The organism is Oceanispirochaeta sp. M1, assembly GCF_003346715.1.
Taxonomy (GTDB): Bacteria; Spirochaetota; Spirochaetia; order DSM-2461; family DSM-2461; genus Oceanispirochaeta.
In genome coordinates, this window is sequence record NZ_QQPQ01000023.1 from 66,181 (window position 1) to 92,180 (window position 26,000).

A 26,000-nucleotide genomic window follows, 5' to 3' on the forward strand; every position below is an offset into this window, starting at 1 on the left:
AGAGATTTATGAAAATCCCTTTAATCTGCTTAATAATTATCTGCGGTTCATACCACCGGATTTGGATTTCCAGTTTTTATCCAGAGCATCTACGACACTCAGATTGATTCTGCCCATTCTATCTACTTCGATAAGACGAACTTCAACTTCCTGACCTTCTTTCAGAACATCGGAAACATTGTTAACACGCTCTGCAGAAATCTTGGAAATATGACAGAGACCTTCTTTACCGGGAAGGAACTCCATAAAGGCACCAAAATCCATAATACGTTTTACAACGGCTTTGTAAAGTGTTCCTACTTCGGGTTCTTCGATCATACCTCTAATCATGGCTTCAGCCATATCGGTACCTTTCTTTTCTCTACAGAAAACATTTACAGTACCGTCTTCATCGATATTGATCTTTGCACCGCTCTTCTCAGCCATACCCTTGATATTTTTACCACCAGGTCCGATAAGGAGTCCGATTTTATCAACATCAACCTTGAAGGAAGTTACACTGGGTGCAAACTCAGACACTTCACTGCTGGGTTCAGAAATTGTTTCGTTCATGATCTTAAGGATATGCAGACGTCCTTCCAGAGCCTGTGAAAGTGCTTTTTTCATGATTTCAATGCTGATTCCGGGAATCTTTATGTCCATCTGGAAAGCTGTGATTCCTTCTTCAGAACCGGCAACCTTGAAGTCCATATCACCCATATGATCTTCTTCACCAAGAATATCAGAGAGAACAGCAAAGTCATCCCCTTCCTTGATAAGACCCATGGCAATACCGGCAACAGGTCTTTTAAGGGGAACACCGGCGTCCAGAAGACTCAGTGATCCACTACAGATTGTAGCCTGTGAAGAAGATCCGTTTGATTCCAGGATTTCTGAAACGACACGGATAGTATAGGGAAATTCTTCCTTGGAAGGAAGAACACCTTCTATGGCTCTCTGAGCCAGGTGACCATGACCGATTTCACGGCGTCCGGTACCCAATCTTCCTGTTTCACCTACTGAGTAGGGAGGGAAATTGTAATGAAGCATGAAGTTAGCTCTTCTGTCTCCATCGATATCGTCCATGATCTGTTCATCCTGAACGCTGCCTAGAGTGGTAACACCCAGAGACTGAGTTTCACCACGAGTAAACAGTGCAGAACCATGAGCTCTGTCCAGCATATCGATTTCACAGGAGATGTCCCTGATTTTGTCACTGGCACGTTTATCACAACGGACATTCTTTTCAATAATGGATTTTCTGATAATGACTCTTTCAAGTTCTTCGAAAAGGTCACCCACCAGTCTAATCTGCTCTTCAGGAATGTCTGCTTCGTACTTGGCAAGCATTGCTTTCTTGATAGCCCTGATGGCATCACGTCTTTCGAACTTACCGTCCATGAATACTGCAGTTTCCATCTGGGGAAAAGCTTCGGCGTACATTACGTCCCACTTCTCAAGTTTGATGGTCTTTTCTACCAGGGGCAGTTTTTCTTTTCCGCATTTCGCAGCCATATCGGCCAGGAAGTCACAGAGATCAGCAAGAGTCTTTTCAGCAGCCTGAATGGCACCGAGCATCATCTCTTCTGATACTTCGTTAGCTCCACCTTCAACCATGCAGATACCGTCATTAGAAGCGGCTACAATAATATCGAGCTCTCCCTCTTCGATCTGTGCAAATGTCGGGTTGATGATGTACTCACCTTTTATGGAAGCAACTCTAACAGCCGCAACGGGTCCGTTAAAGGGAATGTCTGAAATCATAACAGCAGCAAATGCTGCAATCATACCCAGTACATCAGGAGTATGTTCCTGGTCTGTTGAAACAGTCATGGGTACTACCTGAATTTCACGTCCGAAATCCTTATAGAAAAGGGGTCTCATAGGACGGTCGATCAGACGGGATACAAGGATTTCCTTGTCTTTGGGTCTGGATTCTCTTTTGAGAAATCCACCGGGAATTTTACCGGCAGCGTAATAACGCTCGTTGTAATCTACTGAGAGGGGAACATAATCGAGTCCCTCTTTTGGTTCTGAACCACAGCAGACAGTTGCCATAACAGCAGATCCACCACAGCGGGCCAAAACGGAACCATTAGCCTGTTTAGCCATTTTACCTGTTTCCAGGATGATTTCATCTTCACCGAGTTGAAATTTAAAAGTTTCCATATAATTTCCTTTGATGATTAACATCTACGACTGCAACAAGCCGGAGCCTCCCCCCGGTTTAATAGCAGCCGTTTTTTCTTAAACGATCTTTTATAAAAAAAACCCGACACTTAGGCCGGGTTTTTCTTATTTTCTAAGACCGAGTTTAGCAATAAGTGATCTGTAACTTTCGAGATCTTTTCTCTTAAGATACTTCAGCAGCTTTCTACGGGAACCTACCATTTTAAGCAGTCCACGTCTTGAAGCATGATCTTTCTTGTTTGATTTAAAGTGATCCATTAAATCTTCAATTCTTTTTGTAAGAAGAGCGATCTGCACTTCAGTAGAACCGGTATCTGTACCGTTTGTTCCGAACTCTTCAACAACATTCTGTTTGTCTTCTTTGGTTAACATTATTAATTAACACTCCTAATAAAAATATAACAGGCATACACCGATTGAAAGCAGAGCAACGCCCTGTCAGAAATCAGCACCTGAGCTAACAATATTACCGAAATCAGTATAAAAGTCAATCTTAGATTCAGTTCTGCAGATAAATAGACTACAAGTGAAATCCTTTAAGAACAAAGATTTATTTTGTACTGATATCTTCCGTCTCTATACTCCAGAACCGCTTTCAAAATACCCTCACTGTCTTTAAGCAGCAGGTACTCCGTTTCGTCATTTTTAAGAACAATTGAATCTTGAGCAGGTACCGATAAAAATTCCTTCCTGAAGGGGATTCCATCCTTCATTCTCTTTAGACCAAGCTCATTCAACGTTAGTATTCTGGAATTTCCCAGCTTCAAAAAGAATTCTTCCCATGAATAAAAATCTGCGGGGCCTCTGAAATTCTCCACATCCACTGCAGTATCCAAAGAAAATGGTCCAACAGCTGTCCGTACCAGTTCCTGAACATAGGCTCTGCTATTACAGGCTGTTCCGATATCTCTGGCCAAAGAACGGATATAGGTCCCTTTTGAGCAGTGAACTCTTAGTTTCAGATCATTATTCTCATATCCGAGAATCTCAATATCGTGGATTGTAATTTCCCTGGAAGGCATCTCCACTTCTTTACCGCTTCGGGCAAGCTCATGAGCCCTTCTCCCATCTATGTGAATAGCGGAATAACGGGGCGGAGTCTGAGATATTTCACCTTTAAACTGATGTATGACCGATTCAATGGCCTCAAGTGAGGGAGGATCGGCTTCGGCAACTGTTTCACCCTCTGGATCCAGGGTATCAGTTTCTCTTCCGAAGCGGATCAGTGCTTCATATTCCTTATCCAGATCGGTGATCAGGGCGTTCATCCTGGTCAATTTTCCGGTCAGAAGAATAAGGAGGCCTTCGGCAAACTTATCAAGAGTTCCCGTATGCCCTACTTTCCCGGTATTCAGGACTTTTTTAATGCGTCCAAGAGCCTGAAAGGAAGTAACACCCGGTTTCTTATGTAAAAATATAATCCCTCCCCCGCCGACAGGCAGCGGTGAAGAGATTATTCCTGTATCATTCTTCTTCTGTTTTATCATGTAACAGATGTTCAATCTTCTGGTTCAGCATATAACCGTCCCGGACAGATGTATCAGGAAGGAACAGCATTTTAGGTGTAAGTCTCATCCTGATCTGTTTACCGACTCTGTTCTGGATAAATCCGGCAGCATGATTGAGAGCAGCAACGCTCTTTTTCAGCTTAGCCTCACCTTCCAGCCCCGAAACATATAGCTTCGCGGAGGAGAGATCATTAGAAACCTTAACAGATGTAATAGAGAGTAGAGTGTTGATCCTGGGATCTTTAAGTTCCTGATTCATTATCAGAGTACTCACCTGTTCCCGGATCAGACTTTCAACCCGTTTCATTCTCAAATCATTCACTGGCCGTAGGTTCTCCCAGCTTTTTGGCTATCTCTTTCATTTCAAAGACTTCAAGTTCGTCACCGACCTTGATGTCATTAAAGTTTTCAACGGAAAGACCACATTCAAATCCTTCACGGACTTCCTTGGCATCATCCTTGAAGCGTTTCAGCGATGCTAAAGCTCCTGTATAGACCTGGATTCCTTCACGGATTACATGGACACTGCTTTTTCTGGTAACAATACCTGAAGTAACCATACAACCTGCAATAACTCCGATCTTGGGAACCTTGAAAGTTTCACGGATTTCAACCTTACCAACAACCTGTTCTTCCAGATCGGGTGTCAGCATTCCTTCCATGGCAGTCTTAATATCTTCTACCGCATCATAAATGATGTTGTATTTTCTGATTTCCACTTTTTCCCGTTCCGCAACCATCTGGGCTTTAGGAGTGGGTCTTACATGGAAACCGATAATAATTGCGCTGGAGGCAACAGCCAGGTTAACATCATTTTCGATGATGGCACCGGCAGCTGCATGCTTACAGACAAGTCTGATTTCAGGAGTACTGAGTTTTTCAAGAGCCTGCTGCAGAGCCTCTACAGATCCGTGCACGTCACCCTTGATGATAACATTGAGTTCCTGAACAGATCCGGACTGAATTGAATCATATAGGTTATCCAATGTGATTTTCTTCACATTTTTAGCACCTTCAAGTCTTCTCAGTTCCTGACGTTTGTCACCGTACTGACGGGCAATCTTTTCATTTTCTGTTACCTGGAAGGGATCACCTGAATTAGGTATCCCCGTAAATCCAAGGATTTCTACTGGCATTGAAGGTGTAGCTTCTGTAACTTTATCACCCTTATAGTTAAACATTGCTCTTACTTTACCGGAGAATACACCGGCAACGAAACAGTCTCCAACTTTAAGGATACCACGCTCAACAAGTACTGTAGATACAATACCACGTCCCTGATCAACCTTGGATTCAATAATCTTACCTTCGGCTCGGCAATCCCAGTTTGCTTTCAGTTCAAGCATTTCAGATTCAAGTATCAGTATATCAACAAGATTCTGAACACCTTCACCTTTCAGTGCTGAAAGTTCAACAAACTGTGTAGTACCACCCCAGCTGTCGGGCATAAGATTATACTCAGACAACTGCTGTTTAACCCTGTCGGGATTAGCATCGGGAAGGTCCATCTTGTTTACTGCAACAACGATGGGAACTTTCGCATCCTTAGCATGGTTGATGGCTTCAATTGTCTGGGGCATAACACCGTCATTAGCGGCAACAACCAGTACAACAATATCCGCAACCTGTGCACCACGGGCTCTCATCAGAGTAAACGCCGCATGACCTGGAGTATCCAGGAAGGTCAGATCCTGATTAGCTTTTGTCTTGATGGTATAGGCACCGATATGCTGTGTAATACCACCATGCTCAGAAGACACTACATCCGTATCCCGCAGGGCATCTAGAAGTTTTGTCTTACCGTGGTCGACATGACCGACAACTGCGATGACAGGAGGTCGGGTCTTGAGATCAGTTTCTTCATCTTTTTCAGTATCAATAATAGTTTCATCATAAAGAGAAACGATTTTAACCTTACAATTATAGTCATCTGCCAGAATGGTAGCTGTTTCAGCGTCTATTTGCTGATTTATAGTTACCATCATTCCCATTCCCATGAGTTTGGAAATAAGATCCGATGCCTTGAGGTTCATCTTTCTGGCGAGTTCGGAAACTGTTACTACTTCCATGATATCGATTTCTTTCGGAACCGGGTTGGTAGTATTAATAGTCTTTTTCTTTATCTGATACAGTTTCTCTGTATTCTGTTCACGTTTTTTCTGATAGTTTCTGGGTCCGCCCTTCTTACTCTTAAAGAACTTCTTAGGAGCTGATTTCTGCGCATCGGAAATAGATTCCTTAGGTGCGCCGCCTCCACCGGGTCTGAAACCGCCTCGGTTAGGAGCACCGCCCTGACCCTGGGGTTTGAAACCGCCTCTATTGGGAGCTCCGCCCTGAGCGCCCTGGCCCTGGGGTCTATAACCACTACCCTGAGCACCCTGGCCCTGGGGCCTGTAACCACTGCCCTGAGGTCTGTAACCACTGCCCTGACCGGCCTGACCACCCTGAGGTTTATATCCACCCTCTCGCTGAGGTCTGTAACCGCTGCCCTGACTTACCGGCGGCTTGTAACCACCTTCAATCTTAGCTCTAAAACCGCTGCCCTGACTCTGAGGTCTGTAACCGCTGCCCTGACTCTGAGGTTTGTAGCCGCCCGGGGTCTGGGGTCTGTAACCGCTACCCTGAGACTGGGGTCTGTAACCACTGCCCTGGGACTGGGGTCTATAACCACCCTGACCTTGACTCTGACCTTGACTCTGGTTCGGACTCTGGTTCTGGCTCGGACTCTGAACCGGACTCTGAGTCTTGCCTTCTTCGCCTTGATTGCGGTCAAAATTTCTACCGCCGGGCGCATAATTCCCTGCTCTACCGGGAGTAGTTCTGGGTTTTTCACCACTCAGATTCCCTGCCCGGCCTGTACCACCGCGACTTGAGTTGTTCACTCTATCGGGATTACGGGGCTGAGCCGGTCTTCTGACGGGAGCACCGGTTCCGGCAGCGGGAGTAACTGCTGCCTTAGGTTCCGCAGCGCTTGCAGCCGGAGTTGCATCCGGAGTTGCAGCCGGAGTTGCAGCCGGAGTTGCAGCCGGAGTTGCAGCCGGAGTTGAAGCCGGAGCTTCAGCCGCTTTTTCAGGAGCCTTGATATCTTTTGTAGCCACGACCTTGTGGGCCTTTTTGACTACTACTTTTTTCTTTACAACAACAACCTTTTTCTTGGAATCTGAGGATTCTTTTATAGGAGGTGCTACATCTGCCTTTTTATGCTTAATGAGTGTTGCTTTAGGTTCTTTTTTTTCTAAATCTTCTGACATATGCCACCTTATTCCTGATTGTCATCTTCAGGAGCATCCTGACTGGGTTCTTCCTCAACGGAATTTACCTCTACGGAATCCTCTTCTTCAGATTCATCCTCGCCATCCTGCTCGACTTCTTCTATCTCAAAACTCAGTCCGACTCCACAGCTGGGACATGCTGTCATATCAAGGGTGATGGCTGCTCCACATTCGGGACATTCATACGCCTCATCCTCTTCAATGACATCTTCTTCCAGTTCTTCGTCACTGTCGCTTTCCACTATTTCCACATTATCATCAATGATTCCTCTGATAAGAGCAACATCATCATCATGGATTCCATCAAAAGACTTGAGATCTTCCAGATTCATGTTAACCAGAGTTTCAATCAGATCAATACCATTTTCTCTTAGAATTGCAGATACTCTTTCAGGAATATCGGGAAGTTCTTCGATGCGTGTAATTTCCTCATCGTTTCCTTCATCCATATTAAAGAGTTCGGATGCTGCTCTGGAGATTTCCTGAGACATATCCATTTCTTCGAACTGCTCTTCTGTCTTAACATCAATGCTCCAGTCCACAAGACGGTTGGCCAGACGGACATTAAGTCCCTGCTTACCAATGGCAAGTGACAGCTGCTGCTCAGGTACAATTGCCAGAGCCTGGCGTTTCGCACCGTCAACAACGACGACATCGATCACCTCTGCAGGAGACAAAGCATTTTTAATAAATGAGATAGGATCGGCATCAAACTTAAGGATGTCAATCTTCTCACCTTCCAGCTCTCTTACGATAGCCTGAATTCTTACACCCTTTAGACCGACACATGCTCCTACCGGATCTACATCTTCTCTATTGGATGAAACAGCGATTTTGGTTCTGTAACCCGCTTCACGAACAATTTTATGTACTTCAATAGTATTGTCGTAAATCTCAGGAACTTCCAGTTCAAATATCCGTTTAACAAAATCTGAATGGGTTCTTGAAAGAACGATCTGTAATCCTGAAGGTGTTTTATTTACTTCACAAATAAGCGCCTTAATTCTGTCACCCTGATTATATTCTTCTCTGGGAGACTGGAATCTCTTGGGAAGGATACCTTCAGTTCTTCCAAGGTCTACAAAGATATTACCGTTCTTTTCTCTCTGATAATAACCGATGATCATCTCACCGACTTTATCCTTGAACTCAGAGTAAAGGGTATCTTTCTGTATCTCTCTTAGATCCTGACGTGCTCTCTGCTTTGCAGACTGTACAGCCAGACGGTCAAACTCTTTGGGATCAATTTCAATAAGAAGCTCATCACCAAGTTCACTTTCCTCGTTGTATTTTACAGCATCTTCAATAAGAATCTCACAGACAGGATCATAGTAATCATCCTCTTCCACAATTCTTTTCTTTGCATAAATAGTCACATTTGAGTTATCATCTGTGAAACGAACAATAGCGTTGTCGGAAGTTCCGAACTTTCTCTTGTATGCCGCCATCAAAAAGTCCTCAATTGTACTGAGAACTAATTCTTCTGTAATGCCTCTTTCCTGCTGCAGCTGACGTATTGATTCAGCGAAATCTGATGTCATAGCTTAACGGGCCTCCATTGTATAATCCAGTTTTCCTTTCCTTACGGAATCCAGAGAAAATGATTTATTTTCATCGCCGACTTTTAGAATCAGAGTTTTACCATCTGACTCCTCGATTTTTCCAGAAATCCAATCATTTTGATCCTCAAGGAGGATTTTGACGTATTTGCCCTGAAAAATGGCGTATTCTCGTGCACCTTTAATTCTCCGGTCTATACCGGGAGAAGTGATTTCCAGAGAAAGGTCCCTTGATTCAACAAGAAGATCCAGACGGGGACGTAATACTTTGTGAACATCCTCACAGACTCTGAGAGAAACACCTTCCTCTTTGTAAACGACCAGACGGACATTATATACCTGCTTGACGACAGCCGCATTGGCTTCAACAAGAGCAATACCCATTGTGTTTAATACAGGTTCCAGATCTTTAATAATTCTGGAGCTGATATCATTCAAATATTTCCTGCCTCTTACGCATCCTAAAGTACCCTCTGAAATAAAAAAAGTACAAAAAAAAGAGCCTTAGAGGGGCTCTTCACTTCGGATGCCATTTAATTTGTGATTAATATACCAAGTGCGCAGGATAGTGTCAACAAGAGAAGGGGTTCATAAATGGATGATGGGGTCTATATTACGGAGCAAAGAACCAGTGCCGACAGCTCTCCCGTATACTTTTTTCCCAATAGCTCAGCAGCAGCGCTGATTGTTGCACCGCTGGTAAAGATGTCATCAAATAGAATAACTGCCCTGAAACCCTCTAATTTAACCGTAGAGTCTTTGTAGCGGAGAATTTTCTTCATATGTTGTTCCCTCTCCTCAAAGCTCAAAGTCTTCTGCTGAATTCTGTCTGTCCTCTCAAGAATTCTTTCAATTCTTATCCTATAACTTCTCTTAAGGGTTTTACAGAGTAGATCCACCTGATCCCAGCCCTGATCCCGAAATTTCCCCCTCCTGGGGGGCACGGGAACAAGAACTGCATCAAGGAGCCCCTCTTTTTTTAAATACTCATATATAAGTGATGCGAAAAAGAAGCGGAGACAGGGCATTTTTCCAGATTTGAACAGGGTAAGCAGTTCCTTCATATATGAATTGAAATATGAAATAGAGTGCAATTGCTCCACACCGGGAACAGAGTGACAGAATGGACAGAACTGAGGATCATTTGAAAGAAGAGGCTGAGAGCATCGGGGACAGAGAGTTCCCTTTTTCAAACTGCTATGTTTAATATGATCCTGACATTCAAAGCACAGACCGCTTCGCCCGTCATCAGGGCTCCCGCAGAGATAACAGCTTCTATTTTCAAGAATTGACAATATATTCATGACTCTCTGACGGAAGGAATCGATCTGACACTTCTATTTTTTTAGATTTTCCTGGAGAGAGTTGAGAACATTGAGGGCTTCAAGAGGAGTCATACCGCTTATATTGACTGATCTGAGCTGATCAAGGACCATCTCATCGGGACTGAAGAGATCCTGCTGTTCCTGAACAGTCACGGCTTCGGGAACATTAAGAACGTCACCTTCTTTCTGTAATTCCATAGACTTGAGTATCTGCTTTGCTCTGAAGACAACACTGTCCGGCAGTCCAGCCAGTGAAGCAACATGAATACCGTATGAGTTTCCTGCCGGTCCCTCTTTAATTTTTTTGAGAAAGACAATATCTTCACCTGTCTCCTGTACTGTGAGGGACAAATTAACAAGATTATCATGTGAAAGGCTGGTCAGTTCATGATAATGGGTTGCAAAGAGAGTCTTGGAGCGTATTTCATCCAATAGATACTCAGCAATACTCCAGGCTATTGAAAGTCCATCATTTGTACTGGTACCACGGCCTATCTCGTCCATGATAACAAGACTTCGTTCACCCGCATTTCTCAAAATATGAGCGGTCTCATTCATCTCGACCAGAAAGGTTGATTCTCCTCTGGCCAGATTATCCGAAGCACCTACACGGCAGAAGATTCTGTCCACCGTTCCGATCACTGCATGATCGGCAGGAACAAAGGAGCCAATCTGAGCCATCAGCACAATAAGGGCTGTCTGTCTCAGATAAGTTGATTTTCCTGCCATATTGGGACCTGTTATCAGGGCAAAGGATGTCCTGTCTGTGACCATATCAAGTCCATTGGGAATAAACTCACCCTGAGGCAGATGAGCTTCTACGACAGGGTGGCGTCCACCCTCTATAAGGAGTGATTTATCATCCCTGATCTCAGGACAGATATAACCCCTGATAGTTGCTGTATAGGCAAGAGAGGCATAACAGTCCAGTTCTGATAGACTCGTACATATACCCTGAAGCAGAGGTATCTGTGGTTTAAGACTGTCACGAATAGCAATAAAGAGCTTTTTTTCCAGGTCGACGATTTTTTCAGAGGCAGAGTTGATACTGCTTTCCAGATCAGAAAGTTTTTCTGTGGAATAACGCTCGGCGCCTACCAATGACTGACGGCGTATAAAATGATCGGGAACAAGATCACTCTGGGTTTTGGATATTTCAAGAAAGTAACCGATGATTTTATTATACTTCAGTTTTAGATTGGTGATTCCCGTCTCTTCTCTGATTGCACAAAGATAATCATCAAGTACAGCACGTCCATTATTTTTCAATTCCCGCAATTTATCGAGGTCTGAGTTGTATTCATTACGAATCAACCGCCCTTCTGTAAGAAGAATAGACGGCTCCTCCATGATGGACTGATCCAGGAGGCTGCAGATATCTCTCAACTTCAGCTGTACTTCAGGACTGCAGAGAGCTTTGAAATCATCGGAACGATCAAGTATGGCTTCTATCTCAGATATTTTATCCAGAGAATTCTTTAATGAAAGCAAATCCTTAGCATGTGCTTTATCCAGACCGATCCTGGTGCTGAGCCTCTCAATATCCAGAATATGACTCATCACATTTCTTATATCAGAGAGGAGAATCTGGTTTCTGTACATGGCGCTTACAGCATCAAGTCTCTCCTTAATACCCTTTGCGCTTCGCAGAGGATTAAGGAGCCATTGCCTAAGTTTTCGTGCACCCATTGAGGTGGATGTTTCATCCAGAACAGACAACAGTGTAAATGAAGCTGAACCGTCATCCATATTGCGGAGCAGCTCCAGATTCTTCTGGGTAGCATCATCCAATGAGACAAACAGATCTTCACTGTATTTTTTCAGACCGCCTAGATGGGTTAGATAATGTCTTGAAGTATCCTTCAGGTACTCAAGAAGAACTCCTGCGGCTGCAAGAGCGGGATCATCCGACTGAAAGCCGAATCCCTTGAGATTAGCCAGCTCGAACTGCTCTGTCAGCTGTCTGTAACTGGTCTCAACATCAAATAGCCAATCGGGTATCCTGTTCAGGACAAGACCTGCCTTGTCATTGAGAGAACGGTAATAGGCACTGTCCATAAGGGATTCTTGAATCAGGATTTCCCGGGGTCCAAGCCTGCTGAGCTCCTTGCGTATAAACTCTTCAGGATGATCATCATCACAGGAAGATGCAAAAAATTCTGCAGTGGAGAGATCTACATATGAAAATGTCATGACCTTTCCAACTTTCCCTATGGCGGCAAGATAATTGTTGGATCTTTTATCCAGAAAGGATTCATCCACCACCGTACCGGGTGTGATAATTTCGACAACATCCCGCTGGGCAATCCCCTTTGCAGGAATGGAAATCTGCTCACAGATAGCAATTTTGCGTCCTGCATTAAGAAGCCGGCCAATATAATTCGGAGCCGCATGATATGGAATTCCGCACATGGGAATTCCATGGCGTTTAGTTAATGTCAAATTCAGGAGACGGCTTACATCCTCCGCATCGGAACGGAACATCTCATAGAAGTCCCCCATCCGGAAAAATAAAACCGCGTCTTTATGTTTTTCCTTGATGGACATGTACTGACGCATCATTGGTGTAGTTTCTGACATATATTATTTAAAAATCAACGCATTTTTGTCAGAAGTCTCTGGAGAACCTGCTCAGTAATATCGACCTCATAGCTCCACCATAGAAGGTTGGGATCTGATTTCTTAATTACCAGAGAATAACCGCTGCTTTCGGCAATAAACTCTACTTCTTCTCTGATCTCCCGGACCAGATTATTATTCTGACTCAGAGATTTATTGAGTTCAGTAAGCTGACTGTTTTTAACACGGATATAATCTCGCAGGAATTTCTTTTTTTCAAAAATCTGATTATCCAGCTCAAGAGCCTTGGATGTATTTCCATTATTTTCGGCATTGAGCTTTCTCTCTTCAAGAATACTCACTTCGTTCTGAATACGCTCAATCTCCTGCTGAAACTGAGTTTTCATCTCTTCCAGTTCTCTTACTGCCTGGGAATCCTTATAGAAGGCGGAAAGAATCTTTGAATAATCCAGAACTGCCACTTTTGTTATGGTATCACTGAACACCGGAAGGGAAATCAGAGTTATTATCAGTGTAAGAAATAGTGCTTTTTTCATTTAAATCTCCTGTATTTTTGAGATGCACAGAGATCAGCAGACAGCTTCTCTCTGTACATTATCAGTAAATATCAATTCCGAAAGAAATAACAAGATCCAGATTTCCATTTTTAAAAGTTACTGTATCAGGTTCGGGATTCCAGTTCACAGATCCATCTTCATCGAAGTTGAACTTTTTTACAAGATAGATACCGATAGGAAACTGAGGGTTGTCAAAGCGGATACCCGTTCCAAGGCTGAACTTCATATCACTGAGCTGAGCATGTGTAAGCTGATCCTGTGATTTCCAGAGGCCTACAGCATCCAGAAAGAAGTCATAGGCTATTATGTTGGGAACTATTGGAAATTTCAGTGTAATTGTATTATCCCACAATGACTGACCGTCAGATTCGGGATACCAACCCCTGGCAACAAACATACCGTCTGCATAAAATCCATCTTCCTGAGGATCGATAGGAATCGGATTCCATGGTTTAGGAGCCAGATAGGAGAAGGCGGACTTGAACGAGAGAACCGATTTAAATTTCCAGGAATCTGTTACAGGAATATCAAAGAGGGTAAAGTTCACTTCCCCTCTTGAAACTGATTTCAAAAAGTTCTTACTGGAAATATCCAATATACCTGCAAGTGTTGTTGTCTGACTAAGGATAAATCCCTTAGAGGGATTACCTACAAAATCTCTTGTATCCCAGGCACCTTTGAGCCAGTAACTGTCATGATATTTCCAGGTTTCAAGATTCTCACGTACACCCTGGCTCCAGGGTCTGTTAATTTCATCATCATAATCAACATATTCCAGACCGCCTCTGATACCTGAATAAAGATTAAAACGACCTACTTTGGTTTTCCAGGTATAACCTGTATTCAGACCTGTCGATACGTAATGTGTGGAATATTCCATAAGGTAATCTGTAGGTACAATTTTATTTGCATCTTCAAAATCAGCCTCATCAACATAAGGGTCAACAACACCATCCCCATTCAGATCCTGATAAATTCTGCTCTTATTTGAGTGTCTGTATGTAAGGTCTACACCGGCACCCCAGTCAGAGTTGAATATATGGGGTTCTGAGTACTGAAGTGAGAGACTCTGATTATCGGGAGAGAAAGTAGAATCCACACCGACGGTTCTACCGGTTCCCATAAAGTTTCTGTCATTCCATTTGATATTACCTGCCAGAGGAAAATCCTGACCTCCGGAAAATGAGAGACCGAATACGATATCAGCTGTTTTACCCTCTTCAATATCAACAACAAGGTCCATAAGACCATCTTCACTGCCCGGATAAGTCTGGGGTTCTACCACGGAAAAGAACTGAGTGTTGTACAGGTTCCTGATACCTTCCATAACTTTAGCCTTGCTGAAAACATCTCCCACCTCAAAAGGCAGCTCTCTGGTAATGACATGATCTTTTGTCTTTTCATTTCCACGGATTACGATGTTCTCGATATGAGCCCGGTCCCGCTCAATGATATTAACCATATAACTTACGGTGAAATTTACATCATCCCGGTTCTCTTCAATGGAAAAAGTATTATAGATATATCCGTTTTCATAATAGATATCAGTAACTTTCTGATAATCAAACTGAAATCTGGTTCTGTTAAAAATCTTTCCCGTATCCTGAGAAATCATTGCCTGAAGCTCAGCGGAAGAATAAAGTGTATTACCTTCAAATTCGATACCCGAGAATGTATATGGACTGCCCTCATGAATCACAAGGGTAATAATCAGGTTATTTGTCTGAGTCTCTTCATCCTTGGCAATGTCCTTGTTGATATCACTTACTTCGGCATCGATAAAACCGCGGTCACCGTAGTAATTCTCTATCAGTCGGACATCTTCCTGCAGTTCATTCTCCATAAGGAGACCCTTATTAAAGAGAGACTGTGCCTTAGTTGTCATCAGTCCCTGAAGTGTTTTGGAAGTCACATGAAGATCATTACCGACAAAACGGATCTCCTTGATCGTAGTCTGAGAACCTTCCTGAATGTCAAAAACGACTGTGGCCGTATTTGTTTCTTCATCTTTTTCGATATTACTTTCGACCTGAGCATCTACAAAACCTTTCTCAATATAAAGGGATTTCAGAGCCTGACCATCCAGACGGATAGAAGACTTGTTTACCATATCTCCTCTAGTGAGAAGGATGGTGTCGTTAAGCTCACCTTTTCTTACACGGTTATTTCCTGTAAAGATGATCTCTTCAACAACAGGTTTTTCCTTAACCTGATATTCGATAACAACAGTATTGTTGTTATCATCACCGGGGATAACCTGAGGAAGAATCAGATCAAAATATTCCAGAGCATACAGCTTCCCCTGGATTTCCCAGGAAAGAGAATCTGTAAACCGTCTTGAAATATAAGGTCTTACGATACCATTCAATTCGGTTTCAGACACTGTCTTTAAACCGGTAAAACGTATATCAATAATTTGTTTGTTCGTATACCACTCAGTTGCAGTCTGTGCTGACAGGGTGACTGTTCCAAGTAAAATCAACAGTACCAGGAAGGCAGTCCATCTCTTATTAAGCATCAAATCTCCTTAAGCTACCAAGACTGATTTACAGTTTTGATGTTTGTCTCGTAAGAACCCTAGGGCCTTCAGAGGAAAAATATTTTTAATATGAATACCGCCATTCAAAACCGATCGCGTTATTTTTCATCGGATCAGTATTATGAAAATCGAAGGCATTTCTCTTATTATAATTCCAGAATACAAGAAAAAACGGTGTCCGCATCTCAATTGTCAGGTCCGGAACGAACTTAACTCCGTTAAGGTATGATCCTAAACCATATAGTTGGTCATAATCAACAACCATACCGGCTGAAAAATACAGAGACTCACCGACAAATTTCCCCATGTAAATACTGGTGTCATCCAGGTATTTTGTCATACTGAAAGTGGTACCCGCATCGGTTGTCGAACTTTCCCGGTTCAACTGATCAATAATTGCATTCTCCAGTATCTCAGTCCTGATTGTTACTGTATCCAGATTCAGGGAATCTTTTATTGACTGTTCCAGAGGACGGACAAAACCATACTGGCTTACCATTCCACCAGTAGCCAGCAGCAGACTCGACACATCCACCTGCCCCGAACTATCTACGGGAATCAAACTCTGTCCGAACAGGGCTGTGATCTCATCCTCAGGCATTGAGGGGTTAGATCTCAGGATAGGAACGAAATCATCCCGAACCGGATTTCTATAGACCAGAAAGATGGTCACATCAGATCCGCTTGCATCGGTTGTATCAATTTCTGCTTCAATATTCAAGAAGGGGTTGAATGTATCCTCATCTTCATTGAAGTTCAGAGACCCGTCTGTGATTTCAAATGTTCTGTCAAAATAATAGATTTCACCATCTCGGATTGTAATCCCCCCGGTCATGGAAAGAGTCTTATTAAGAGAATCAACAGAAATATTCAGTAATTCACCGGGTTCCGCAGTTGCCCGCACAAGCTCAACCTGGGGATTCGGCAAAACAAAAAGAACATTCTTACCCGTAACAATATCCAGATTCAATCTGAATGCATATCTGTTTCGTCTATTTGTATTCCTGGCCTTAATCTCGGTTTTTTCACCGAAAGATCCTACGAGTTCATCAAGGACAACCCTTCCTTCAAAATTCCCCTGCCTGTTATCCCCATGGAAGCGGAACTGTCCGGTAATAGCACCCGTACCCTGTAGACCATAGGCATTATAGGCAATAGGAGTTCCCGGTGATCCTTCTGCTGAAATATCAAGACTGTAATCCTTGATTCCCCAGCCCCTCATTGTCATATACCCCTGGGCACGGATACCGCCCTTTCCAATGGGAATAAAAAACTCATTTGTCTCAACCAGATCATCAACAATGGTAGCCTCAATAAAAGTCTCTTCAATTTTAGCTTCCGTGTAGGGTGTGAGAACAAATAAATTTTTTGAACCCAGCTTACCGTTAAAAACAGGATCTTCCATTGTTCCGCCGATATGAGCAGAACCTTCCATAACACTGCCCTTCTTAAAGACGACATAGCGGTTTTCCAGAGCCGTATCGTTGGGCATTACATAGTTGACCATATTAAGGTCTACCGACAGATTATCGATATTCAGATCTATCTCATCTGCAGAAAGCCGTCCATTTACAGACATGGCAAGGGGAAAACTCTTTTTCAGATTCGCAGAGATTTTTCCACTATCACTGTTATAGCGGATAAACTGCTCAGGATCTTCCAGAAGAATACTCTCAAAGAAGGAACCCTTTCTTGAAAAATCCACAGTTTTCGATGCAAATGTAGTTAAACCGTTCCATTTTACGGGATGAACCCTGAAACGACCGCTGAAATCTTCCAGAACCGGTACCTCAATATTTTTAAAATCAATAGACAAACCTGTTTCAGCTTTCACAGAAAAGCCGGTCTCCAGGTAGAAGCGATTCTGAGAATCATCTTCACTGTCAGCCCTGTTTGCGATGGATGTGGTAAAGACCAGTGATCCGTCTGTTAAATCAAAAACCCCCAGGCCCCGTTTAAGATACAAATTATTCCTCTGAATATTCAGATCATATAATTCCAGCTTTCTTGAACTGAGGCGGAGATTTGCTCTAACTGCAAAAGGATTTTGATTCATTTCCAGCTGGGGCGCATCGATTGATCCCTCAACAACGGGTGAATCCAGAGAGCCTTGAACTGTGATTATTGAATCAACACGTCCAGTCATATTTAAAGAAGAGAAGCGCTCTGTACGAGCCTGATTGACCTGGGTAGTCAGAGACAGTTTGCCATCACTATAGGCAGCGTAAATATCATAATTCTCAAGATCCTGCCCACTACCGGATTCGCCAAGAACAAGGGATCCATTATAGATATCATTCTCAATATCATAGAAGAGACTCCCTTCTCCATTCAGTCGGGAGTAGCTGTCTCCATAATTCAAAGAAAAAACATTTGCCACACCGGGAGCAAAAAAGGCGGTTAAATTCAGCTCAGGATCACTTAAAATTTTTGAATTTGTCCACTTAAAAGAAGAATCGCTTAAAAAGACTTCCCAGTTTTCCTTTTCATACCTTCCTCTTAGATTCATTGACCCCAGAATATCCTGACCGTTCCAGGTAACAGGGAAATCACTCACTGTAAAAGTCCCCAGAAGACTTGAGCCTCCCTGCTGAGCAAACTGCAGTTTAAGACCGTGATTACCCTTAACCGACAGCTGGCCGTTTTGATACAGAGCGTTCAGTTCATATTTGTTGTTATTCAGATTCCATCCACTGCTTATAGAAAGACCCTGTCCAAGAGAACTGGCCTGTCCTGATCCAAGCAGATAGTTTCCATCCCAGACCATCTCGACAGAATGGAGATCCAGCTTTTTATCCCCGTAAAACCCGCTTATGGAAATACTTTTTGAACCATCAGGCATAAATGATTGAAAACGGTTGAGCTGCACTATCAGATTACCAGATGAAAAACTCAGAGTACCTTCCGACTGAAGCAGAAGCCCGGAAAAAGATTTTTCCAGAGTATCAGCGGCACCCTGTGGAATATAAGGGAACAGACTGCTAACAAGCACATCACCTACCCTGAAAGATGACTGGATACTGACCCCCCCGGCCATTGAAAAATTGCCATCAAGAACAACACGGTCCCGATGCCCGTTACCCGGTGCCAGATCTGTCATCAAAGAGAAAACATAGTTCTTTTCATTCCGATAAATAAGAGATTTGACAGATCCGGGGCTACTGCCGTCAGAAAGTCTCAGATTCCTGGAACTGATGGATAGATATTCATCTATGTTACGGAGAAGCAATTCTCCACTGAGCGTTTCATCCCCCACGAGGTTTATATTACTCAGATGGACAGAACCTTCAGGAAAACCGTTCTGGAACACCCACTGGCCAACCAGATTGGCACTTCCCCTGGGGGTGGAGATCCTCAGTTCTTCGGTTGTAACATGAAGATCATCACCCTCCACATCCATGGTAACCCTTACAGGAAAAGGAAGTTTCTCATTGCTGAGCACCAGTGCCCCTTCATAGGAATACTCAACAAATCCTGTTTCTCTCTCAAGAAGGAATTCTGCATTTCCACTCATAGAGGTTTCAAGCCAGGGATTAAGGTTTTCTAGTTCAGAATTGAAGTATATGAGGAGGGATGGGGAAAAATCCTCAGCTACAAGAGACATTCTGACCTCGTCCTGATCTACTGTGAGATTAAAATCATAGGGCTTTGTATCTTTAATCTTAGTGATCCGGAATTGATCCTCACTGTAATTGATATTCAGTCTCTGATTCTCAACAATCGCAAGGTTTGTATCTATTTTCCTGAAATCACTGTCCATTGAAAAGGCACTCAGATCGTTCTGAATAGTACCCTTCAAGGCAGTCTCCAAACTGATATATTCAAACTGAGAATTCCCGGTAAGGGACTTATAACTGACCTGTCCTTCCATACTGACACGGACATAATCACCAAGCTGCCTCAGGCTGATGGAATCTCCCTTACCCGTAGCACTTAGAGCTTCATTTGAATAGCTGGCCTCCCAGGTTCTTATGCGGATATACTGGGTAAAGATTCCATTCAGCCCTTGAAATCCGCCTCCTCCCTGCAGAGATGCAATCTTGTCCATAAAAACTTTATCACGCTGTTCATCAATTTCCAGTTTCAGATCTAATGCATTCACACTTTTGATGACAGTAGTCCCTCGAAAAAGGAGTCCGGGAAGATCATGATACAGTTTCAGCTTCTCTATCTGCAGAAGAGGCTCAGACTGTCCTTCAGCATAAATTTTTACATCCTTTACGAGGATTGAACTCAAAAAAGAGGGAGAGATTGAATCATACTCCAGGCGGATGCTGTACTGTGTTTCCAGTTGACCAATCAGATCCCTTTTTATCTCTGCCACAGCCGTATCAATTTTCTCAGAGATTGAATGATAGCCTAGAAAGGCTGAGACAATCAGAATAAGAAGGAGGAGAATCTGTAGAAAATGAAACAGGAGGCTGTGGTGTTTTTTCATATTCCGCCGCCCCCCCTATCTCTGAGACTCAGACGAAGTAATCCTATTTTATCTTCTTCAGATGAGTTAAAAGAATCGAAAATAAAGGAATTTACATAAGTTCTGATTTGCTGATCCAGGTTTATATGTCCTGATCCCGGAGGGAGTATCTTGATTAACCTGACTGTACCGTCAGACTGTACCCTGAAGGATATCATGATTGTATCGGGTAATATCGCATTATATGGAAGTTGAAAATTCGGTTCAGGCACTGTTCGAAGAACTGCAGATCCTCCTGTCCATTCAAGGTCGGCTATATCACTATTGCCTGCAGCACTGTCATGGTTTGTACCGGGAGTTTCAACGGTTTCTCCAATCTGTCCATCCAGGACAACAGCCTCTGAACTGCTGATATTCTCTTCCAAATCAGGAAAAGACTTCACTTGAGGATCTGCAACTTCTTCAGGCTGTACCATGTTCTGAGTGCTCTCCTGCATTATAGGTCTTACTTCCTGATCTCCTGTGTTCTGAGGCAGCGGCATAAGTTGTTCATAATTGAGATCGTCACTCAAAGGTTGTTCCACAATCTTCTCTACTACCGGAATATCAACTTTTGAAGGAATCAGATTTTCTACAGCAGACACAACTTCTTTAACAGCTTTCCTCACTGTTTCTGCTACAGGCTGTTCCTGCACAGTAATATTCTGTGATTCAGAACCTGAAACTTCAGGTGCTGATGCAGTGAAATATACCTTAATCTTTGGAAACACCTCTGCCGGAGGATTTAAAGTCAGAAAAAATGACATCAGATAAAGGGCAAAGACGTGAAAAAGCAGTGAGAGAAACACAGCCCTTGTCATAAAAATTGATGAATCCGATCCCATTATCTAACCTTACTTTCCTTAATACACCGGGAATATGCAAAAGTTACACTCTTAAGAGTATCAACTTCAGTAGGCCCAACTGAGCTCAATACGGCCCTCAATGCTTTTGTTCAGGGGAAGATAATCCATATATACTGCTGTTTGCAAGGGTTTGATAAACTCTATTTCAAATCCGGCTCCGGTCATCAGATCGGATGAATCGTCGAAGAAATATCTATACCCTCTCAGCAGTTCACGGTTACCTGCCCTCAGCATAATGCCGAAAGCAGATCTTTCTTCTGTTTTTCTCCATAACCAGCGATTTTCAAGAAAAAAGCGAAGACTTCCCCTATCCTGATAATCGGCATAGCAGTTTAATTCCGTGACTTTTCCTGCTTTATATTTCCAACTGACAGAGGAATCTATGAAAAATAGTGATTTTCTGTTTGATTTCAGGATGTTTCCTTCTATTTCAGGAAAAGTTCCTGTGATAAATCCGCCACCCATATTGATCTGGAAGCTCTCCTTTATGATATAAAACCCTGTTTCCAGATTATGATAACGATAAAAAGCTGTCTCAGGAGAACTGTATACTTCTTCTACAAGGAAAGAATGGACCTGAGAGTCATCCAGTTCACTACTTTCGCTGTCCAGATAAAAACTCCAGCTGCTGTAATTGATATAATCAATATGAAGCTGGGGAAAGTACTGAACCCTACGTTCAGAACTGTAGAGGTCTACAAGGATTCCGGCTTCAAGACTCCAGTCACCTTTCCGGCCTTTATAGTTTTTACTGAGCTCCAGTTCCGGAGTGAATCTCCAGTATGATTCGGCCTGAGACTCTCTGTACTCAGCTGTAATTGATGTTCCGGCATTCATGGAAAGCAGTTTAATATCTCCACCGAAAACTGTTGATGCCTTCCACTGATGATCCGATCCACCCAGACTCCCGATGTCTGATACTGAATCTGAAGGATTCAGGAGATAGAGAGATTGAAATCCGGCTCCCCCACTCAGTTCTATCCAATCAGAGGGGGATGATGAAAGATTCCATTGAAACAGGGATAGAAGAGAAGGAGTCTCTTTAAATCTCCAGGCAAGACGGGTATCAAGATTATGAAGGCTGCTGTTTACTCCGGCAGCAGCAGCTATCCAGTGAGGATGACCTTCCCCATGAGCATAATTAGCTCCTGCCTCATAATAAAAGAGTTCACCTTGTCCCTCCAGCAGAACTCCGCTTCCATAGGGATAGGAGCCATATGCTGAAAAAGAGTGATCCCTCTTCTTCTCCTCCACTGTAAACAATGATGGAGGAGTCCAGTTGATAAGAAGCTCCTGATCGCTGATTTCTGTCTCATTCTCCTGTGAAACAACTTGCGCATCCCTGCTTAGTGGAAAGAAGAGACTGCTCCTGAAGGCACCCTCAGGATACTGTAAAAGCTCCGGAGAGAAGTAGGTATCGGGGATTATAAGATCCGGACCAGCGGGTTTCCAATATAGAATATCCCTATCCAGAATAATAGACTCTTCCTCTGCAGACAGAAGTGGTGACAGAAAAAGAGTTATCAGGATTAGTATGGTCAGCTTCTGCATTGTGTATTATAAAATAGAACGGATCGTTGACAAAAGCAACACATAGTTTTATTCTATACATGATAACAAGTTACAAGACTTCCAATCTTCTCTGTAAATCAAAATTTCTGACGTGATAGCAGTTTTGATAGCGCGTCGAAAAGGAAGGTAACAATGAGATACAGAGAGCCCTTCACGGTATTCCCCAGAAAAATGGATTCCGGTCGGATCATTTGGTATTACCAGACCTATGATGAATCTGGTAAGAGAACCGCTGCTTTTTCAACCGGCCAGATCACCAAGTCAGCCGCCAGAGCCCTGTGCTTTAAACTGATGAGACAGAAGAATCTTTGCCCTGTAAAGGGGGGACAGATGACTTTCAAGCAGTTTTCGAAGGATTGGTGGATCTGGGAGAAGTGTGAATATTTAAGATACAGACGGACCCGGCGGGACATCACAAGAGGCTATGCCGATTCAAGTCTGAGGATAACAGCAAAGCATATCATCCCCTATTTCTCATCCATGAAACTGGCGGATATTAAACCCAATGATATTGAAAACTGGTTGCAGCACTTAACAGAAAACGGACTCTCTACCACATCAGCCAACAACTACAAGAACATCTTAAGCGTGATGCTCTCTGATGCGGTTAGAAGAGGGCATACCAGCGAAGATGTGAGTAAAAAAATCAGCCCCTTAAGATCAAGCACCAAGGTAAAAGGGATTCTGGATAGGGAAATTGTGGGTATCCTTTTCAGTAAAAATAGAAAAGAAGAACTCTGGCAGAACAATAAAAGCTATTACGCCAATCTGTTGTCAGCCTGTACGGGAATGCGTTTACGAGAAGTCCTGGGATTACAGTACCAGGATGTTAATAACAATATAGTTACGGTCGATAAGCAGTACTCTCCCAAATACGGGTTGACGCCGACAAAAACCAAAACGGTCAGAAGTATTCCCTTACCTCCTTCATTAAGCTCTGCCTTTGTCAGTATGGAACATTCATCAGAGGAGGATTTCATCTTTGCTTCAGATCATAATCCGGGGATTCCCATCCATGGCACAAGCTGCTCCTATGCCCTTAGAGGGGCATTAAAGAGAATGGGCATGACTGCAGATGAAATAAAGGAGAAGAACATCTCCTTTCACAGCTGGCGGCATTACTTCAATACCATCATGCGAAGCAACAATATCACTGACAGTAAACTGCAGAAAATGACGGGTCACAAATCGACTCAGATGACAGACTATTACACCCATTATGAGACTGAAGACTTGAAAGAGATTGCAGAGATCCAGGCTAAGATAGTACCGGGAGCAATTTGATCCTTATAAAAGGTAGGGTATTCCCTACCCCCGGGATTCAAAAAAATCGATTACAGTATTTCTAGAGAAGATTGAAATCTTGCATTGGTCCTATCTGACAGTGATAACACAGTGTCAGAGCTTGTTATCGCAGTGGACCGAAAAGTATTATCAAAGCAATCTATGGGAGGAAATAATGGACGGATTATTAACTGTTGCTGAAGCTGCCGGTTATACCCGGCTGAGTACCAGGCAATGTAGCCCAGGCCTGATGAAAAACATCAAGATCAATGACCATTATATGGATGCCATGAGGTATGGAATATTTACGGCAAATCAGCAGGGAATCATACTCAGTTAAAAATTAGCTTAAATACTAAATATTTATTTGTACCATCGATGGTGTAATAAAATCATGCTTGATGAATACTCCTTACCAGCAAAAACAATAGCTGTATCACCGTTAGCAACTTTTGAAATGTGATTGAAAGCAGTGAAATAATAATGGGATTCTCCAAGTGTTTTGAATTCTTCCCAACCATTATATATATTGAAGATTGAGTAATATAATAGACTAGGTATTGATGGAATATACTGATTGAAAACCAAGATGAAAGTGTAATCAGCTATGGATGTGACCACATGGTCTGTTGCTCCACCTGATAATGTCAGTGAGGGACCAGACCATCCAACTCCAGCCATATACCTATTTGTCCAGGTATCTTGATCTAATCCATCTCCAATGTATGCTATAAGTACATTCCCAGTTTCATCTATTCCCAATTCTGCTCGGCCTCCACCTACAACAGAATTACTTATTTCAACTGGTGTACCCCAACCATAACTTTCTCTGTAGTAAATCGCTACAACTTTAGAACCACTTACAGTAGATGAACTTTCAGTAAATGTTATACAAATTTCGCCCTGACTATTTCCATCAGCATTAAGCCCAAAATTTACTATAGTTTTATTATATAATTGAATTGGATTTGACCACTGTCCACCTTCTGTTCTAACTGAATAGTAAATACCTTGTGCACCTACAACTGGATTAATATTGTTTAGATTCTGCCAGAAGATATAATACTTATCTCCTGCTTGAATTAGTTGTAAGTTACTATAAACACCATTATTAGAATCAACTTCAACAAGAGTTGACCATCCACTAGAAAAACTAAAGACTGATGATAAAACCTTATTTGAAGTATACAGACTTATAATAGGAGTTTCATTTTCATCCAGTATCAGTTGAAATGAATTAGTGTTTTCTCCTGAGGGACTCAATAATGTGGGAGAAGACCAACCTGTTCCTGGTTTATAGGCAACATAAAAAATTTCTGGTGATGAATTACTAGCTCTATGAGCATATACAACAAGAATATTACCATCAGAATCGATAACCGCATCAAAATCACTCTCATTATAAAGCAGAGACCCAATCTCAACTAATTGTCCGAATCCACTACCATCGATATAATGCATCGCATATAACGTATCTACCATACTACTGATTGAAACTTTATCACCATTTGAGTTTTCACACACTAATCCAAATTTTTGTTGCATCGAAGTATCTAATTGATACCGTTCTGGTTCCCGTAAATAGCGTGCACAATTTATATTTATAGAATACTCAGAAGTGTTTTCCCCATCTTCTGACGTGACAATAACATCAACCGTATTTTCTTCAGGATATAAGGTGATTACTTTACTTCCTGAAATAGTACCATCAATGCTGACTGATAGGCCTTCTTCAGATGATGCATAAATAGAAAGACTTGTGGTATCAGTCGTAAGATCAACAGTATATTCATGAGTATCGGGACTAAATGCAGGTTCAAGTACTCCCTCTGAGACTGATAAACTACTAAGCAAATAGTTTTCTGATGATGGATTGTCTAATTCATCCTGTGAATCACGACAAGAAACTAATAATAAAACTAGGGCTGTAGTAAGAAGTAACTTATACATAAAAAACTCCTGTAATCATATAATCTCTTATATTGTGAGATCTAAAGGCTAAATGTTAATATGTATTCATTATAGAAAATCCGGATGAAAGTTGCCACCCATCCCGGTTCAAAGTTGCCAGTGATTCCGGACGAAGGTTGCCACCCATTCCGGTTTAAAGTTGCCACTTTTTAAGCGATTTCCGGAATCATTTTTTTAATGACTTCATTCAACCTCAAAAGAAGAGCACACTACTTCTGAAAAACAGATTTCAGGAGATGAATGTGCCGCAGAAGAGGATTACCGTGAAGAAGTCAAAAGAAATAATTCGACTATATATTCAGTCGGATCTCAGCCGTCGTCAAATAGCATCTGCTCTTCAGA

17 protein-coding genes are annotated in these 26,000 nt (G+C 42.5%); 2 read left to right on the forward strand and 15 right to left on the reverse strand.

From position 1 onward, the window contains the following. Nucleotides 1–36: 36 nt before the first annotated feature. The 14 genes from pnp to DV872_RS16545 all read right to left on the reverse strand — a co-directional run bounded on the left by pnp (nucleotide 37) and on the right by DV872_RS16545 (nucleotide 22,382). On the reverse strand, nucleotides 37–2,148 hold the full coding sequence (gene pnp / locus DV872_RS16480; protein WP_114631046.1) for a polyribonucleotide nucleotidyltransferase: 2,112 nt from the start codon (nucleotides 2,146–2,148) through the stop codon (nucleotides 37–39). A gap of 126 nt (nucleotides 2,149–2,274) precedes the next feature. Beyond that, nucleotides 2,275–2,541, reverse strand: a complete 267-nt coding sequence (rpsO, locus tag DV872_RS16485) for a 30S ribosomal protein S15 (protein WP_114631047.1) — start codon at nucleotides 2,539–2,541, stop codon at nucleotides 2,275–2,277. A gap of 164 nt (nucleotides 2,542–2,705) precedes the next feature. Next, entirely contained in the window at nucleotides 2,706–3,656 is a 951-nt protein-coding gene (gene truB, locus DV872_RS16490; RefSeq protein ID WP_114631048.1) for a tRNA pseudouridine(55) synthase TruB, read from the reverse strand. Continuing rightward, on the reverse strand, nucleotides 3,634–3,999 hold the full coding sequence (gene rbfA / locus DV872_RS16495) for a 30S ribosome-binding factor RbfA (protein WP_147283190.1): 366 nt from the start codon (nucleotides 3,997–3,999) through the stop codon (nucleotides 3,634–3,636). Before rbfA ends, truB begins: the two co-directional genes overlap by 23 nt. After that, entirely contained in the window at nucleotides 3,992–6,928 is a 2,937-nt protein-coding gene (infB, locus tag DV872_RS16500) for a translation initiation factor IF-2 (protein ID WP_114631050.1), read from the reverse strand. The genes rbfA and infB overlap by 8 nt, the downstream gene beginning before the upstream one ends. Nucleotides 6,929–6,936: 8 nt before the next feature. Continuing rightward, the gene (nusA, locus tag DV872_RS16505; RefSeq protein ID WP_114631051.1) at nucleotides 6,937–8,490 is read right to left on the reverse strand and encodes a transcription termination factor NusA; all 1,554 of its coding nucleotides are present in this window, start codon (nucleotides 8,488–8,490) and stop codon (nucleotides 6,937–6,939) included. Between the two features lie 3 nt (nucleotides 8,491–8,493). Continuing rightward, nucleotides 8,494–8,946, reverse strand: coding sequence for a hypothetical protein (locus DV872_RS16510; protein WP_114631052.1), 453 nt, complete (start codon nucleotides 8,944–8,946; stop codon nucleotides 8,494–8,496). A 170-nt stretch (nucleotides 8,947–9,116) separates the two neighbouring features. After that, nucleotides 9,117–9,812, reverse strand: a complete 696-nt coding sequence (locus tag DV872_RS16515; RefSeq protein WP_147283191.1) for a ComF family protein — start codon at nucleotides 9,810–9,812, stop codon at nucleotides 9,117–9,119. Nucleotides 9,813–9,845: 33 nt separating this feature from the next. Continuing rightward, the gene (gene mutS, locus DV872_RS16520) at nucleotides 9,846–12,413 is read right to left on the reverse strand and encodes a DNA mismatch repair protein MutS (RefSeq protein WP_114631054.1); all 2,568 of its coding nucleotides are present in this window, start codon (nucleotides 12,411–12,413) and stop codon (nucleotides 9,846–9,848) included. A gap of 14 nt (nucleotides 12,414–12,427) precedes the next feature. After that, on the reverse strand, nucleotides 12,428–12,949 hold the full coding sequence (locus DV872_RS16525) for an OmpH family outer membrane protein (RefSeq protein WP_114631055.1): 522 nt from the start codon (nucleotides 12,947–12,949) through the stop codon (nucleotides 12,428–12,430). 61 nt (nucleotides 12,950–13,010) lie between these two features. Further along, nucleotides 13,011–15,488, reverse strand: coding sequence for an outer membrane protein assembly factor BamA (bamA, locus tag DV872_RS16530; protein ID WP_114631056.1), 2,478 nt, complete (start codon nucleotides 15,486–15,488; stop codon nucleotides 13,011–13,013). An 85-nt stretch (nucleotides 15,489–15,573) separates the two neighbouring features. Then, nucleotides 15,574–19,947, reverse strand: coding sequence for a translocation/assembly module TamB domain-containing protein (locus DV872_RS16535; RefSeq protein WP_114631057.1), 4,374 nt, complete (start codon nucleotides 19,945–19,947; stop codon nucleotides 15,574–15,576). Then, a complete protein-coding gene (locus DV872_RS16540; protein ID WP_114631058.1) occupies nucleotides 19,944–20,810 on the reverse strand; it encodes a hypothetical protein in 867 nt (288 codons plus the stop codon). The genes DV872_RS16535 and DV872_RS16540 overlap by 4 nt, the downstream gene beginning before the upstream one ends. A gap of 66 nt (nucleotides 20,811–20,876) precedes the next feature. After that, nucleotides 20,877–22,382 (reverse strand): hypothetical protein, encoded by a 1,506-nt coding sequence (locus DV872_RS16545; protein ID WP_114631059.1) that lies wholly within the window; start codon nucleotides 22,380–22,382, stop codon nucleotides 20,877–20,879. Nucleotides 22,383–22,535: 153 nt separating this feature from the next. Here DV872_RS16545 and DV872_RS16550 point away from each other — a divergent pair, with 153 nt between their 5' ends. Both DV872_RS16550 and DV872_RS26620 read left to right on the forward strand, forming a co-directional pair. Further along, complete coding sequence (locus DV872_RS16550; protein WP_114631060.1) at nucleotides 22,536–23,687, forward strand: tyrosine-type recombinase/integrase; 1,152 nt, start codon at nucleotides 22,536–22,538, stop codon at nucleotides 23,685–23,687. Nucleotides 23,688–23,862: 175 nt separating this feature from the next. Then, a complete protein-coding gene (locus tag DV872_RS26620; RefSeq protein ID WP_158547012.1) occupies nucleotides 23,863–24,027 on the forward strand; it encodes a hypothetical protein in 165 nt (54 codons plus the stop codon). Between the two features lie 23 nt (nucleotides 24,028–24,050). Here the strand turns inward: DV872_RS26620 and DV872_RS16555 are convergent, their stop codons facing one another. After that, the gene (locus DV872_RS16555; protein ID WP_114631061.1) at nucleotides 24,051–25,637 is read right to left on the reverse strand and encodes a cadherin-like beta sandwich domain-containing protein; all 1,587 of its coding nucleotides are present in this window, start codon (nucleotides 25,635–25,637) and stop codon (nucleotides 24,051–24,053) included. Between the last annotated feature and the right edge of the window lie 363 nt (nucleotides 25,638–26,000).

Coding starts and splice junctions, on each gene's coding strand:
- nusA (WP_114631051.1), bottom strand. CDS start 8,490: ATGACATCAGATTTCGCTGAATCAATACGTCAGCTGCAGCAGGAAAGA.
- DV872_RS16535 (WP_114631057.1), bottom strand. CDS start 19,947: ATGAAAAAACACCACAGCCTCCTGTTTCATTTTCTACAGATTCTCCTC.
- DV872_RS16540 (WP_114631058.1), bottom strand. CDS start 20,810: ATGGGATCGGATTCATCAATTTTTATGACAAGGGCTGTGTTTCTCTCA.
- truB (WP_114631048.1), bottom strand. CDS start 3,656: ATGATAAAACAGAAGAAGAATGATACAGGAATAATCTCTTCACCGCTG.
- DV872_RS16555 (WP_114631061.1), bottom strand. CDS start 25,637: ATGTATAAGTTACTTCTTACTACAGCCCTAGTTTTATTATTAGTTTCT.
- DV872_RS16545 (WP_114631059.1), bottom strand. CDS start 22,382: ATGCAGAAGCTGACCATACTAATCCTGATAACTCTTTTTCTGTCACCA.
- pnp (WP_114631046.1), bottom strand. CDS start 2,148: ATGGAAACTTTTAAATTTCAACTCGGTGAAGATGAAATCATCCTGGAA.
- DV872_RS16550 (WP_114631060.1), top strand. CDS start 22,536: ATGAGATACAGAGAGCCCTTCACGGTATTCCCCAGAAAAATGGATTCC.
- DV872_RS16525 (WP_114631055.1), bottom strand. CDS start 12,949: ATGAAAAAAGCACTATTTCTTACACTGATAATAACTCTGATTTCCCTT.
- rpsO (WP_114631047.1), bottom strand. CDS start 2,541: ATGTTAACCAAAGAAGACAAACAGAATGTTGTTGAAGAGTTCGGAACA.
- mutS (WP_114631054.1), bottom strand. CDS start 12,413: ATGTCAGAAACTACACCAATGATGCGTCAGTACATGTCCATCAAGGAA.
- infB (WP_114631050.1), bottom strand. CDS start 6,928: ATGTCAGAAGATTTAGAAAAAAAAGAACCTAAAGCAACACTCATTAAG.
- DV872_RS26620 (WP_158547012.1), top strand. CDS start 23,863: ATGGACGGATTATTAACTGTTGCTGAAGCTGCCGGTTATACCCGGCTG.
- DV872_RS16515 (WP_147283191.1), bottom strand. CDS start 9,812: ATGAATATATTGTCAATTCTTGAAAATAGAAGCTGTTATCTCTGCGGG.
- bamA (WP_114631056.1), bottom strand. CDS start 15,488: ATGCTTAATAAGAGATGGACTGCCTTCCTGGTACTGTTGATTTTACTT.